This window comes from Pedobacter frigidisoli, assembly GCF_032678525.1.
In the GTDB taxonomy this organism is placed as follows: domain Bacteria; phylum Bacteroidota; class Bacteroidia; order Sphingobacteriales; family Sphingobacteriaceae; genus Pedobacter; species Pedobacter frigidisoli_A.
In genome coordinates, this window is the sequence record NZ_JAVTSE010000001.1 from 160,012 (window position 1) to 174,712 (window position 14,701).

Annotated in this window: 8 protein-coding genes; 5 read left to right on the forward strand and 3 right to left on the reverse strand. The window is 41.3% G+C overall.

Features of this window, described 5'->3' with window-relative positions:
- Positions 1–155 precede the first annotated feature (155 nt).
- The 3 genes from R2Q80_RS00665 (at position 156) to R2Q80_RS00675 (ending at position 6,903) form a co-directional block, all read left to right on the forward strand.
- Positions 156–3,287 (forward strand): SusC/RagA family TonB-linked outer membrane protein, encoded by a 3,132-nt coding sequence (locus tag R2Q80_RS00665; protein WP_316797737.1) that lies wholly within the window; start codon positions 156–158, stop codon positions 3,285–3,287.
- Between the two features lie 12 nt (positions 3,288–3,299).
- The gene (locus R2Q80_RS00670) at positions 3,300–4,736 is read left to right on the forward strand and encodes a SusD/RagB family nutrient-binding outer membrane lipoprotein (protein ID WP_316797738.1); all 1,437 of its coding nucleotides are present in this window, start codon (positions 3,300–3,302) and stop codon (positions 4,734–4,736) included.
- Between the two features lie 82 nt (positions 4,737–4,818).
- Positions 4,819–6,903: a S9 family peptidase gene (locus tag R2Q80_RS00675; RefSeq protein WP_316797739.1), complete on the forward strand. Its 2,085-nt coding sequence runs from the start codon at positions 4,819–4,821 to the stop codon at positions 6,901–6,903.
- On the opposite strand, the gene R2Q80_RS00680 is transcribed toward R2Q80_RS00675, so the two are convergent.
- On the reverse strand, positions 6,900–8,534 hold the full coding sequence (locus tag R2Q80_RS00680) for an ABC transporter substrate-binding protein (RefSeq protein WP_316797740.1): 1,635 nt from the start codon (positions 8,532–8,534) through the stop codon (positions 6,900–6,902). The two genes, R2Q80_RS00675 and R2Q80_RS00680, sit on opposite strands and share 4 nt — an antisense overlap.
- A gap of 46 nt (positions 8,535–8,580) precedes the next feature.
- Here R2Q80_RS00680 and R2Q80_RS00685 point away from each other — a divergent pair, with 46 nt between their 5' ends.
- Entirely contained in the window at positions 8,581–9,033 is a 453-nt protein-coding gene (locus tag R2Q80_RS00685) for a hypothetical protein (protein ID WP_316797741.1), read from the forward strand.
- A gap of 40 nt (positions 9,034–9,073) precedes the next feature.
- On the opposite strand, the gene R2Q80_RS00690 is transcribed toward R2Q80_RS00685, so the two are convergent.
- Together R2Q80_RS00690 and R2Q80_RS00695 are read right to left on the reverse strand one after the other, a co-directional pair.
- On the reverse strand, positions 9,074–10,651 hold the full coding sequence (locus R2Q80_RS00690) for a M1 family metallopeptidase (RefSeq protein ID WP_316797742.1): 1,578 nt from the start codon (positions 10,649–10,651) through the stop codon (positions 9,074–9,076).
- 71 nt (positions 10,652–10,722) lie between these two features.
- Entirely contained in the window at positions 10,723–12,060 is a 1,338-nt protein-coding gene (locus R2Q80_RS00695) for a sigma-54 dependent transcriptional regulator (protein ID WP_316797743.1), read from the reverse strand.
- 119 nt (positions 12,061–12,179) lie between these two features.
- On the opposite strand from R2Q80_RS00695, the gene R2Q80_RS00700 reads away from it, so the two are divergent.
- Positions 12,180–14,648, forward strand: coding sequence for a PIG-L family deacetylase (locus tag R2Q80_RS00700; protein ID WP_316797744.1), 2,469 nt, complete (start codon positions 12,180–12,182; stop codon positions 14,646–14,648).
- Positions 14,649–14,701 lie beyond the last annotated feature (53 nt).

Below are 14,701 nucleotides of genomic sequence, written 5' to 3' on the forward strand. Positions count from 1 at the left end.
TTAGTACCTCAATTCCAGTAAAAAGCTGGTTTCTATCTGAATCTACGTAAAAATTTTATCTCATTGGACATGTTGTCACCTCCAAAGGATAGTGTTTTGCTTTTAAAAAGCATATATTGCATATAACTAATACACTAACCTAAACAAATAGAGATATGAAAAAAGTCTTTACATTGCTCTCTTTTCTGTGTGTTTTACTATCCGGCCTATCCTCCACCGCTCAGGTGAAAATGATTTCCGGAAGAATTACAGCTTCAGACGATGGGGGGGCATTACCCGGAGCGAGTATCAAAATTAAGGGTTCCGGTACGGGGACATCAACAGATGCAAATGGCAGATTTACACTTCAGGTACCTGGTGCTAACGCCGTAATTGTGATTAGTTTGATTGGATATAAGACTCAGGAAATTACCGTTGGTGATAGAACAGAGATCAATAGTGCCTTACCGCCTGATGCACAGCAATTACAGGAGGTAACGATTTCCACTGCATTGGGGATTACCAGACAGGCTAAATCTTTAGGATATTCCGCGCAAACGGTAAAGTCTGAGGATTTGAACTTCAACCATCAGCCAAATCTTATAAATGCATTGCAGGGAAAGGTAGCCGGCGCAACGATCTCCAGTACTGGCGGTGGCCCGGGTCAGGGCGCCAGTATCAGAGTAAGGGGTGTAAATTCAATAGATCCGAATATCTCAGGTGATCCGCTCTATGTAATTGATGGTGTACAGATTGATAATTCCACCTCTACCGTTGGAGCCAATCCAGGAGGTACAGCTTATGGTGCGCGAGGGGTAACCAACCGTGCTTCAGATATTAATCCTGAAGATATTGAGACCATTAATATACTCAAGGGGGGGGCTGCAACTGCATTATATGGATTAAGGGGAGCAAATGGTGTTGTAGTAATTACAACAAAAAGGGGGAAGCAAAATGGTTTACAGATTGATTTGAATAGTAGTTATGGCTTTGATCAGGTTCTGATTAGTCCAAAGGTGCAAAAGGAGTACACTCAAGGTGTTTTGGGTGATTACACTAATCCACCTACGGGGATTGGACCTGCATGGGGTCCAACCATAGCAGAAGCAAAACTGAAAGATCCAACACATCCTGATGAACTTTTTGATAACTATGAACAAGCATTCGGAACAGGCCAGCAAGTGAAAAATTCAGTCTCAGTAGCCGGAGGTAGTGAGGTTGTCAGATTTTTCTCCTCTGTTTCTCAATTGTATCAAAAAGGAATGATGCCGAACACAGATAACAAAAACCTGTCTGCAAGATTGAATACAGACCTTAAGATCAGTCCCAAGTTAAAAGCGTCTGTCAATATGAACTTTACAAATTCAGGAGGCTACACGTACAGCGCAGACCGGTTTGGCGAAAGTCTGGCTTACTGGTCGCCGAGGTATGATGTTGCCGATTACGAAAATGCAGACGGATCACAAAAATACATTGGTACAAATAATCCCATTTGGGGAACGGCTAATAATAAACTGAAGGGCGATGTGAATAGGTTTATAGCCGGCGCAAGTTTGAGTTATGATCCAACAAAGTGGTTAAATTTTTCTTATCGTTTTGGGGTGGACACTTATAACGATAATCGTGTCCGTACTGCGAGAGGTCCAATGTACACAGGTGAGGCAATGTATGATAACGATCAGGGATATTACGGTGAATATAATACCAAGTTCAGGACAATCAACAGTACTTTCGTTGCAACGTTCAACACAAAACTCACTGATGATATTACAGGTACCTTAAGAATCGGACAAGAACTTTACGATCGAAAGATAAAAGACATTGGAACGCTTGGAAGTATTTTAGGTATTTACAATTTCTTTAATCTTGCGAATGCAGGGGTGCTTACACCTAGTCAGTCTATCAGACAAAAGCGATTAGTGGGTTACTTTGGGGAAGCGACTTTCGACTACAAAAATTTTGTGTTTTTGACTGTAACAGGCAGAAATGATATTACGTCGACGCTGCCCAAGGAAAGCAGATCTTTCTTCTATCCTTCAGCAAGTTTAAGTTACGTGTTTTCTGATCAGTTCAAACTTCCTGCTGTAATTAGTCAGGCCAAGTTAAGGCTGTCGTACGCCAGAATCGGAAAAGATGCATCAGAATATGCTACTTTTACGGGCTACATACCTTATACTTCATTACCTACCGGAACAGGTGGCTTAACTATAGCTCCGAACTTAGGAAATACTGATCTGCGTCCTGAATTTACAAATACTTATGAAGCAGGTTTAGAGATGTCGTTTCTAAAAAATCGTCTGGGTTTTGACTTTACTTATTATTACTCATTAAGCAAGGATCAGATTGTTCAGACGCAAATTTCATCGGCTGTCGGATATGTTACAAAATCAATTAACGCCGGTGATATTAGAAATCGTGGTATTGAGCTTGTCATTAATGGTAAGCCAATCGTAAGCAAAGACTTTAACTGGACTGTGAACCTGAACCTTTCAGCAAACAGGAATAAGGTTCTTTCTATGCCAAATGGTATTAGCGAAATTGTGTACGGTGCCGCCAGAGGATATGGTAATGCAGGTGTAACGATGAAACTGATTCAGGGACAACCTTATGGTAACATTTATGGAAGTTATTTTCAGAGATATTCGCCAACTGCTCAGGATCCAAATGTATTGGATAAAGACCTTCCTCTGCTGATCGGAGCCAACGGTTTTCCAATCATTTCAGGCGGAACACAAAGGTTATTAGGGAATTCACAGCCAAATTATATCGTCGGTTTAGGTAACACATTTAATTACAAAAATTTTAGCTTGAACGTGTTGTTTGATGCACGGCTTGGTTTTGAAAAATATAATTGGTTAGAAGATTTTTACTCTGCATTCGGTTTGCCTGATTACACCACCGATAGGAGAAGTTTCAAAGTTTTTGAAGGCAATCTGGCTAATGGAACCCCAAATACCAAGCAAGTTTGGCTTGGGCAAAGGATAGCACCTGATGGAGTTGATTATGGCGATGGTTATTACCGTATTTACTATAGAAATGTTTCAGAACCATTTGTAACTGATGCGTCCTGGGTACGTTTGCGTTCAGCTAGCCTATCTTATAAATTTCCGGAGAGGTGGTTGCCAAGTAAAACCATTAAAAATGCCTCATTATCTGTTACAGGTAATAACCTTTGGCTATGGACTAAATACTATGGTGTAGATCCGGAATCGAGTTCGTACGATTCGGGAAGCAATAATGATGGTTCAGCAGGATTTACCTATCCTTCTGCCCGCACAATTATGTTTACACTTAATGTTGGATTTTAAAAAGGAATAAAGATGCAAAAGATTATAAAAAACACTTTGTTTTCAGCTTTAATTACCGCCCTTGGATTCCAGAGCTGTAAAGATAGTTACTTCGATAAGGTAGCTGATAATCCAAACCAGGTAACCGCTCCAACCCTAAATGCGTTGCTGGCTACGTCAACCTATAAGGCAGGATTTAACAATTACAATGTCGCAAGTATCATTTTACCTTATGTTCAATACACCGCTAATCCTGCTGCCAGTGGAGCAGGAGATACCTACCAGTCGATTGATTTCAGTTCCACCTGGGATGCGCTATATTTTGCAATGGCTGACGCGAATGAAATGAAAAAACTCGCTGTCGTGCAAAATTCGAGTGAATATAAGGGGGTAGCAGATTTGCTTATTGCATATAATTTGATCATGGTAAACGATTTGTGGGGTGATGCACCATTTTCGGAGGCATTCAACATTAATAACCTTGTTCCAAAGTATGACAGGCAACAGAATGTATATACATCATCTATGGCACTGGTAGATGAAGCCATCGTAGAGTTGGCCAAAACCACTTCTACGGTTAAACTTGCAGCTGCCAGTGATTTAATTTATGGAACGAACACCTCGACAGAAAGAGCCAACTGGTTAAAAATGGCCTACGCATTAAAAGCACGTTTATTAAACAAAGTAAGTAAAACGAGCACCTACAATCCTGCAGCTGTATTGGATGCAGTGAGTAAATCCTTTGCCAGTAACGATGAAGATGCGAGGATGCAGACTTTCAGGGAAAGAAACTTTTGGGCAACTGTTGCACTTAATAACGCCAACCAGTCATTAGGAGGATGGTTATCTGAGCAATTGATAGACGCTTTAAATGGAAAAACATATCCCGGTATCGAAGACCCTCGTCTGCCAAAAATTACCGATAAAACGGTTGACGGAATTTATATTGGTACGGTAAACGGGGCGGGCAATAGATTACCCGGCGCTAATACCCGAAAGGATGAATGCTACATTTCCCAAAACTCGCCCTGGAGCGGAAATACATCTCCGATTTTTTTGGTAACCTATGCGGAACTTAAATTTATAGAAGCTGAAGCTGCTTTTGATACAGACAGGACAAGATCTTATAATGCATATTTAGCAGCGATAAGAGCCAATATGGATAAGTTTCAGGTGGCAGCTGCGGATAAGGAATTGTACCTGGCGCAACCTACGGTCGCCGTTGGCGCTGCAGCGCTTACCAGAGATTTAATTTTTAAAGAAAAATATATCGCCACATATTTAAATCCTGAAGCCTGGAATGATGCCCGCCGTTTCGATTACAAATATAAAGACTTTGGTATGCCGGCAAATGCAGCGTTGCCAACCTTTATCAGACGGTTAGATTATCCTCAGGGAGAAAAAAGCAAAAATGCGGCAAACGTCCCTACAGAAGTGCCCAGGACAACCAAACTTTGGTGGGATCAGTAACAATTTTATTAAAATGAATTATAAAAAGCCCTTTCCTTTATTGGTAAGGGCTTTTTTCATAACTTTCTATAAATCATCACTCATGAACAAAGCCGCGATTATATTACTGTATGTTATTTTTTTTTCAGTTCGTGGTTTCTGTCAATCGTTCCCGATAAAATCTGTATTGAGTTATCCGTTCCCCTCTCAACTGATTACTTCTCCCTCCGGATCAAAAATTGCCTGGGCAGTAAATGAACAGGGTAAACGAAATATTTATACTGCAACAGCCCCGGATTATCAGGTAGTAAAGCTAACCAGCTATAACGAAGATGACGGGCAGGAATTAACCAGTTTATCTGTTTCCGATGATGGAAAGTGGATTGTATTTGTCAGGGGTGGCGACCACGGAGGAAGGGATGGAGGTCCCGTAAATGCCGGTTCTTCTCCGGTTGCCCCGAAAATGCAGGTGTTAAGTATTCCTTTTGCAGGTGGAAAACCGGTTACAATTGGAGAAGGTGATTATCCGGTGATTGCTCCAAATAGTAAAGATTTAATATTTTCCAGCGGAGGTCAGATAAAAATTGCAACAATAGATGGATCTGCTCCAGCAAAGAATCTGTTTTACGCAAAAGGAAATAATTCAGGATATAAATGGTCTCCTGACGGCACTAAAATAGTTTTTGTTTGCAATAGAACTGACCATTCGTTTATCGGGGTGTATAAAGATCAGTCAACACCCGTTCAATGGTTGTTGCCATCATTTGCAAGGGATCATTCGCCAGCCTGGTCGCCCGATGGTTCAGAAATTACTTTCATCAGAACCCAGGGTTCGGGAATGGAGACTGATTCCATTCTGGCGAAAAAACATCAGCCCTGGGCAATCTGGACTGTGAATGTCAATACGGGTGAAGGTAAGCAGATTTGGAAAGCCCCCCTAACAATCAAAGGTTCTTATCCGTCTATTGAAGGTGGCGCAAATTTAGCCTGGGCAGCTGGGCGTATCATCTTCAGTTCCTACGAAGATGGCTGGCCTCATCTATATTCAATGGATAGCAAAGGAAAAAACAGGATGCTGCTTACTCCCGGTGATTTCGTTGTTGAAAATGTAAAGCTTAGCACGGATAAAAAGACAATCATTTTTGCGGCTAACACAGGTAAAGACAAAGATGATCTGGACAGGAGGCATATTTATAAAGTTTCTGTTGATCAGAATGATATGAAACCTTTGAGTGATGGCCTGGGCATTGAGGCCTATCCGGTAATTGCCGGCGATGGAAAGCAGGTTTATTGTTTGAGTGCCACTGCGCAAAGGCCATTGTTGCCTGCTGTTTTGCAGGATGGAGGGAAAATCAGACTGATCGGCGAAGAATTGATTCCTGCTGATTTTCCACTCAAAAATATGGTTATTCCGAAGCATGTCAGTTTCCGGGCGGCTGATGGACAGCTCGTTTATGGTCAGTTGTTTACTCCTAAAAATCCAGCTAAAAGCCATCCCGCAATTCTATATGTTCACGGTGGTCCGCAAAGGCAGATGTATCTGGGCTGGAGTCCTATGGACTACTATTCAATAGACTACGGAGTTAATCAATATCTGGTGAGCCTGGGATTTACAGTTTTATCGGTCAACTACAGATTGGGACTAGGCTATGGTTACGACTTCCATAAACCGCTAAATGCAGGTGCTCAGGGTGCTTCAGAATACCAGGATATTAAAGCTGCGGGAGAGTGGCTCTCCGCTCAGGCTCATGTTGATCCTAAACGCATAGGGATATATGGTGGATCATACGGGGGTTATCTCACGGCTTTGGCATTAGGAAGAGATTCGAAGCTGTTTGCTGCCGGGGTTGATATTCATGGGGTAAATAACAGATTTAGTGCCAATGCACTTGAGGCTAAAGCGCTAGCACCCGATGCCACCCTGGCTGCTAAAATTGCACAGGAGTCTTCACCGGTAAATTATTTAAAAACCTGGACCTCCCCAACACTGATTATTCATGCAGATGACGACCGGAATGTTTCCTTTAGCCAGAGTGCGGACCTGGCAAAAAGATTTGAGGATAAAAACTTTGAGTTTGAATCTCTCGTGATTCCTGATGATACTCATCACTGGATGAAGTTTTCAAACGGGGTGAAGGTAAGTGAAGCAACAGCAGAATTTCTTAAACGTAAACTGTTTGGCAATTAACCTTTTTTGATTCTTTTCAAAATCATTAAACTCAACGGATTAAAAGCGTATCCGCTGATATTATTTTGAAGCATCACTACAGATTGATCATAAAACAGTGGCACTACCGGCGAAAAATCCATCACCATCTGATCCATTTTACGGTAAAGTTCAAAACGTTTATCATTGTCAGCTTCGTAGTAACTTTGTTCAAATAACCGGTCAAAATCCTTATTGTAAAAAGCGAAATAATTTGGTCCGTTGGGTACTTTGTTTTTTGAATAAAACATGGACAAGAAGTTTTCGCCGTCAGCATAATCAGCAAGCCAGGACCCCCGAAAGAAGTTCACATGATTTTTTGCCATTAACTCTCTGAGGCTTGAACTTGGGCTTACATCTATTTTCACCTTGATGCCAATCGCTGTAAGTTCACCCTGAATAAATTCGATCAGGTCTTTATAGGTAGTAGTGGTATTCAGTGTAATTTCCGGTAGCCCCTTACCATCGGGAAAGCCAGCTTCTGTTAACAAACGGGCCGCTTTTTTTTGATCGTAAACGTATCCGTGGACTTTTGTACTGTCAAATCCAGGCATGCCCTTAGGAACAAAACCTGACGTTGCAGCGATTCCAATTCCATTCCGCAGGTATTTGATTAGCTTATCGCGGTCAATGGCATAGTTTATGGCCTGGCGGATCTTTTTAATTTTAAGCGGTGAGTTCTTCACAATGGATAAATTGGTGTCGACCAGAATCCCCACATATTCGGTACACAGATAAGGACTTTTGGTAAGGGTGAATTTCCCTTTGTACTTAGCACTCATTTTCCCGCTTTTCGTTAAAATGTCGTCGCGGTAACTACCGTCTACGTTATAATAAAAATCAAGATCCTTTTTCAGAAAGCTCATAAAACCACTTTGCTTATCGGTAATAAACGTAGCTTTCACCGCATCTAAATAAGGTAACTGCATTCCCTTAACATCACGTTCAAAATAATGGTCGTTCTTCAATAATACCAGAATTTCGCCCTCTTTCCAGTATTTAAATCTGAAAGGACCGGTGCCGACAGGGTGACTTCTAAAATCTTTTCCATAATGTTCAACCACTTCTTTTGGTACTACCGAACAATATTGGGTGGTAAGCAGACTCATGAAAGGTGGAAAGGGTTTCACCAGTTTGATCTGAAAAGTAGAATCATTTATAGCAATGAAACTATGTGCATCTTTTACTTTGTCACTAAAAATCCATCCACCTGAGGATGCAACTTTAGGGTCGATGAGCCGGTAGAAACTATATACGAAATCCTTTGCAGTTACTTTTCTCCCTTTTCCATGTTTAAAGATGGGGTCGTCATGAAAATAAACATCATGGCGAAGGTTGAATGTGTAAGTCTGGGCATCTTCAGAAACCTGCCAGCTTTTTGCAATACAAGGAACGGTTTGTAAAGAATCATTAATCTGAACCAGGCCGTTAAAAATCTGATTGGTCATCCAGATGGCATTCTGGTTGCGTGCAAAGGCCGGATCCATAGAAGTTAAGCCCTGATCAAGATTGATATTAAATACTTTCTTACCATTATCCGTTGCGTTTTTCCTGCACGAAAAGATGATGCTACAGCAAAAAATCCAAAATATATATTTAAATGAGCCTTGCATGAGGGGAGGAATGTTATTTTTGCACAAATTAATAAATTTAATGCAGATGTCTTTTTTAAACGATTTATTTATTGGCCTTGATGCCGCTCAGCAGGAAGAATTTCAGGAACGTTTGGATTTGGTAGAACACAAGATTAAGTTTATGGATAAAATGCCTGTTGCCTGTCTGGATGCAGCAAACAACCCAAATTATGTGCTGGCAGGTGAAATCGCTTTAGCAGGAGGAATGCTGGAAGCAGATATTCTGGGCGCTGCATTTATTATTTACTATGAACCTGGAAAAACACTGACCGATTTGATGAGGGAGGTTCCTTCACTGCTCAATGCCGAATGGCAGGCGGTTAAAAATAATCGGATTATTTTACTGAATGATGATGTTAACCGTGTACGCAGCGCCGAAAATGCTGTAGCATTGATTGAAGATGTTGCAGAAATGCTCCATCCCGGCTCCTTTATTTTTGGCCATGAAGGAGATAAATGGATCAGGTTCGGAGCTTAGCTATTGGCTAAGACTCCATAATTTGACCGTGGGGTATATTTTAAAATTTACCCTGCTGATTTAAAAGATTAAAGTATTTATCCAGATTAGTACCCAGGGATTTTTCCATTGAAGCCTTGAAGTCGGCCGGAGTTGGATGCCGGTTTTTCCATTCCGCAAAATAGGCCTGAAAAGCTTTGTCGAACTTTTCCTGACCAATCTGGGATTCCAAAAGATAGAGCCATAGCGCTGTTTTGGCATAAGAAATCAATCCATACTCTTCTGAAGTTTTGAAGTCGGCTGCAGGGGTCTCAATGGCCGACTGCATGGGTACGTTTGATAAGGCGCCATATACGCTGGCTAAGAACTTATCAGTAGGCAACTCTTTAATCTTGGCCGGAATGGCATCCCCGAAAATAGAATTCGATTTGTATTTCTCCGCTTCGTACCTAAACTGGAAGAAAGTGTTAAAACCCTCATCCTGCCAGGTGTGCATCCGCTCATTGCTTCCAAGCATGCTCATAAACCAGTTGTGTCCCACTTCGTGGGTAATAACCCCGTCCAGCGTCTCCTTCTTTGCATCAGGACTGGTAATTAAGGTAATCGTCGGATATTCCATGCCACCACTGGCATTGTTTTTCGGACCCTCGATGGCTTGAACTACCGGATATTCATATTCTCCAATCCAGCTACTGTATTTTTTGGTGGCATCTTTAATATAATCGATGCTATTTGCCCACAGCGTATTTTTCTTATTGTGGTAATAGCTGAAAGCATCAACCACTTTGCCTGATGTTAATTTTACCGTATCGTATTGAATCACCAGGTCTTTATCTGCAAACCAGGCAAAATCAGGAACATTATTAATGGAGTAGGTCAACGTTTTAGTTGCCGATTTGCTGATAGGACTATAGATCGTTGGCTTGTTCCGGTCTGCGGTATTTTTTGCACCAATGGATTTATAGGCTGACAGTTCATCTGCATTTTGCAGGGTGCCGGTTGCGCCCACTACATAAGCTGATGGCAAGGTAATGTTTACTTTATAGTTCGCATATTCACTGTAAAATTCACCCATGTCCAGGTAAGGGAATTCATGCCAGCCATCTTTATCGAAAACTGCCGGTTTAGGATACCACTGGGTAATCATGAATTCAGTTTCAGCATAACCTGAACGGGAGAAATAGCTTGGTAGTTTAACGGTGAAATCTGTGGAAATACTGATCGAATCTCCGGGCTTTAGTTCGGATGGAAGTACAACTTTTACGATATCAATGTATTGTGGATTAGGGTGCGCTTCGGTTTTGGCCACTTTACCGTTTATCTTAAAGTTCAGACCCTCTATATTTCCATAGGCAATGTTTTTAAGTTTTTCCTTCCGGGAAGTATCATTTTTGATTTGCTGAAACAAAGCTGTCGATTCATTTTTGTAGGCGTTCGGCCAGATGTGAAACCAGATAAAATCAAGAGGCGTTGAGGAATTATTCTTATAAGTAATGGTTTCGAATCCTTTCAGTGATTTATCCTTATCATTTAAAGTAACATCAATATCATAGGTCAGGTGTTGTTGAAAATAGCTTTGTTGTGCAAAAGCCGAAAGGGAGAAGAGAAAGAGCAGTGTGGTTAGAATAGATTTATGCATATGTTTTTTCTTTGAAGATAATAAATTGTGATAAAATTGATCTTGTTTATTTAGGAACGCGGCTTTTCCAATTAAATTTCATTGATCTGGTACTCTTCAATTTTTCTGTATAGTGTAGTTAACCCAATTCCCAGCAATCTTGATGTCTCTGTTTTATTTCCTTTAGTATGGTGTAATACTTTTTGAATATGTTGTTTTTCTACCTGCTGGAGGTTGTAGTTGTTTTCTAAGGGTGCCAGTTCAAAAAAATCTGGTGGGAGTGCGGAAATACTTAAGAAGTCGCCATCTGATAAAATTACCAGTCGTTCGATGATGTTTTTGAGCTCTCTTATATTCCCCTTCCAGCTATATTTTTGAAAAATATCAAGCATTTTTTCATCGATTTTTATTTCCGGTTTGTTTATTTTTCCAGAAAAGGCCTTCAGGTAATGTGTTGCCAAAGCAGGAATATCGGATTGGCGTTCACGCAATGGGGGTAGTAAGATGGTAAATACTGAAAGTCTGTAATACAGATCAGGCCTGAACTTTCCGGCAATGGCATCAGCCTTCAAATCTTTGTTGGTTGCCGCAAGGATGCGGACATTCACTTTGTTTGTAATGGTATCGCCAACTTTGATAAAGCTCTGGTTTTCCAACACCCGGAGTAATTTAGCCTGTAGGTCCAGATTCATCTCACCGATTTCATCCAGAAAAAGTGTTCCACCATTAGCTTCTTCAAGCAATCCTTTTTTATCTTTATTCGCACCTGTAAAGGCACCGGCCTTATATCCAAAAAGCTCACTCTCCAACAATTCAGGACTAAAGCCGCTGCAGTTTAAAGCCACAAAGGCCTTAGCTGCCCGCGCACTTTCATAATGGATCGCCTGCGCGAACACCTCCTTTCCTGTTCCTGTTTCGCCCAGAAGCAGCACAGTGGTGTCAGTTTGACTTACTTTTTTTGCCAGTTCTATGGCTTCCCTCAACGCCTTTGATTTGCCTATAATGGTATTAAACTGATGTTTCTGGGCGGGTTGATCCTGGGTGTTGAATTTTTGTTTTTGCAGGATTGCTTTTTCCATCGCTTTGTAAAGCAGCGGAATAATTTTATCATTGTCATCGCCCTTTACCAGATAATCAAATCCCCCGTTTTTGATCGCGAGAACTCCATCTGCAATGGTGCCATATGCGGTCAGGTTGATGACTTCTACATAAGGCTTAGCTATTTTAATATCCTTAACCAAAGCAACGCCATTTACATCCGGCAGTTTCACATCGCTGATTACGATATCAATATCATTGTTTTTTAAAAGCTTCAAACCTTCTTTTCCGGTTTCTGCCTGCAAAGTGGTAAAACCTTCTAATCCGATAATTCTGGAAAGCAGACTACTAATTTTCTTTTCATCGTCAATGATGAGTACTGTACCGTTCATAGGGGTAATTTATGTTGCAATATTAAGGATAAATCGCTGTTCTTTGTTTGTACCTTTTTCGTTTCTTAGCTCAGGAAATAAAAGCATTTTGAGCATATTTGCTGTACAAAGCAAATATTATGTTTAAAAAGCTAACCTTAGTGATGTTAATGGGGTTTTGGGGTTTTTATGGTGCGGCTCAACAGCTTCGTCCCTCTAAATCTTCAGAAATTTACAGGGATTTAAAAACCTTAAAACACCTTCCTAAAGTACTCTATCTGGCAGCTCATCCCGATGATGAAAATACGGGTTTGCTTTCCTGGCTCATCAATAACCAGAATGTAGAAACAGGATATTTATCGTTAACCAGGGGCGACGGTGGGCAAAACCTCCTGGGCGCTGAACAAGGGGCTGCTTTGGGCTTAATCCGTACACACGAATTACTGGAAGCCAGAAAACTGGATGGTGCTCAACAATTTTTCACCAGGGCTATTGATTTTGGTTTTTCTAAAAATACGACAGATACTTTTAAACAATGGGATGCTGACAGCATCACAGCCGACGTGGTGTGGGTCATCCGCAAGTTCCGTCCGGATGTGATCATTTGCAGGTTCCCGCCAACTGCCGCCGCGGGCCATGGCCAGCATGCAGCATCTGCTGTGGTGGCAGAGAAAGCTTTCGCAGCTGCGGCCGATAAAAATAAGTTTCCAGGGCAGTTGAAGTATGTAGAGGTATGGCAGCCCAAAAGGCTGCTTTGGAATACATTTCGTTTTGGCTCGGTAAACACAATTTCAGAAAATCAGTTAAAGGTAAATGTAGGACAATATGATGCACAGCTCGGCATGGGTTATGGAGAGCTTGCCGGATTGAGCAGAAGTTTACATAAAAGTCAGGGTGCAGGTACACAGTCTGTAGCGGGCCTAAGAACAGAATACTTCAGCCATGTTGCAGGTACACCGGCGAAAGAATCTCTTTTTGATAAAATCCCTTTAAACTGGTCGGATAAAGGAATCGGTGATGTAGATGATCTGATTGATATTATATTATTATCATTTGATTATAACCATCCGGATAAGAGTTTGCACGGGTTGTTAATGCTGCGCAAAAAGATTTCAGAATTGCAGGATAAAAATCTGCGTGACGATAAGCTGGCAGCGATCGATCATATTATTTTAAGCTGTACCGGATTTATGGGAGAGGTGGTTACCAGTCAGGCAGAAGCAGTTGCAGGCAACAGTTATAATTTCCGGCTTAATGTGATCTCCAGATCAGCTGATCCTGTCATTCTGGAACAGGTGAACTGGATTAACCAAACAGATGTGATAAATAAAAGAATTGCAGGCGACTCATTAATCACTTTAGAAAGAAAAATACAGATCCCTTCAGGGGCAGCCCCAACAGAACCCTACTGGCTTTCAGCACCAGCAAAAAACGCGGCAACTTTCAGCGTAGCCAACGATACATTAGTGGGCATGCCCGAACGGTTACCTGAATTAAATGTTGCACTTATCCTGAAGATAGGAAGCGAAAGATTTACAGTTCAGCTCCCATTATCTTTCAAGAAATTAGATCCTGTTAAAGGGGATGTAGTTGAACAATTGCGAATTATACCGGCAATGGACTTAAGTTTTACTGAGCCTGTTTATTTTGCAAAAGAGAAAGAGGGGCTAACGGTTAGCCTTCGCCTGAAAGCGAATAAAAATATCAATTATGGTAAAGTCAGTTTTCGGATTGGCAATGCCGTAATTAAAACATTCACAGGGATAAACCTGGCAGAAAATACAGTAACAATAAAAGATTTTCTTCTTCCGGCTGAAGATCTTGCGAAGATTAAAACCAGTCAGAATAAAGTTGAAGCTATATTTTCATCAGAAACGAATGAATTTATTAAGGGGCAGGTACTCATCCAGTATCCTCATTTACCCTCATTGCAATATTTTGTTCCTGCGACTACCTGGCTGTTGAAAGGGGATGTGAAAGTGCTGGCCAAACGGATCGGCTACATTCAGGGAGCCGGTGATCTGATTCCAGAATTTTTAAGACAGGCTGGCTTGCAGGTGGATGTGTTGAGCGAAGCAGATATTTTAAGCCCGGCAAAGCTTGCAGGATATGATGCAATTGTTACAGGGGTTCGGGTAATTAATACGGAAAAAAGAATTAAAAACTGGCAAGCGGCGTTAAATGCTTATGTAGAAAATGGCGGAACGTTAGTGATGCAGTATAATACTACCCAGGATATGGCACTACAAAACTTTGGCGTTTACCCGTTTAACATCGGTGGCAAGCGGGTAACCGAAGAGCAAGCTGCTGTTAAATTTTTAATAACCGACCATAAGCTGCTGAACTATCCGAACAAAATTACTGCTGATGATTTTAAAGGCTGGGTGCAGGAACGCGGTGCCTATTTTCCCGACCAGTGGGATTCCAGGTATGAGGCCTTATTTGAAATGAATGATACGGGGGAAGAGCCTTTAAAGGGCTCAACACTTTATGCAAAATATGGTAAAGGTAATTTCATCTATAGCCCACTGGCATTTTTCAGGCAGCTGCCCGCGGGCAACATTGGAGCAGCTAGATTGTTTTTCAATTTGATTTCGGCCGGCAAATAATGAATAACCAATTGAAAAACTGGAACTCCTGGTACATCTTACTTGCGCTGGCT

Excerpts from the sequence above, each read along its gene's own strand:
- R2Q80_RS00690 (WP_316797742.1), bottom strand. The coding sequence starts at position 10,651 with ATGCATAAATCTATTCTAACCACACTGCTCTTTCTCTTCTCCCTTTCG.
- R2Q80_RS00680 (WP_316797740.1), bottom strand. The coding sequence starts at position 8,534 with ATGCAAGGCTCATTTAAATATATATTTTGGATTTTTTGCTGTAGCATC.
- R2Q80_RS00675 (WP_316797739.1), top strand. The coding sequence starts at position 4,819 with ATGAACAAAGCCGCGATTATATTACTGTATGTTATTTTTTTTTCAGTT.
- R2Q80_RS00670 (WP_316797738.1), top strand. The coding sequence starts at position 3,300 with ATGCAAAAGATTATAAAAAACACTTTGTTTTCAGCTTTAATTACCGCC.
- R2Q80_RS00665 (WP_316797737.1), top strand. The coding sequence starts at position 156 with ATGAAAAAAGTCTTTACATTGCTCTCTTTTCTGTGTGTTTTACTATCC.
- R2Q80_RS00695 (WP_316797743.1), bottom strand. The coding sequence starts at position 12,060 with ATGAACGGTACAGTACTCATCATTGACGATGAAAAGAAAATTAGTAGT.
- R2Q80_RS00685 (WP_316797741.1), top strand. The coding sequence starts at position 8,581 with ATGTCTTTTTTAAACGATTTATTTATTGGCCTTGATGCCGCTCAGCAG.
- R2Q80_RS00700 (WP_316797744.1), top strand. The coding sequence starts at position 12,180 with ATGTTTAAAAAGCTAACCTTAGTGATGTTAATGGGGTTTTGGGGTTTT.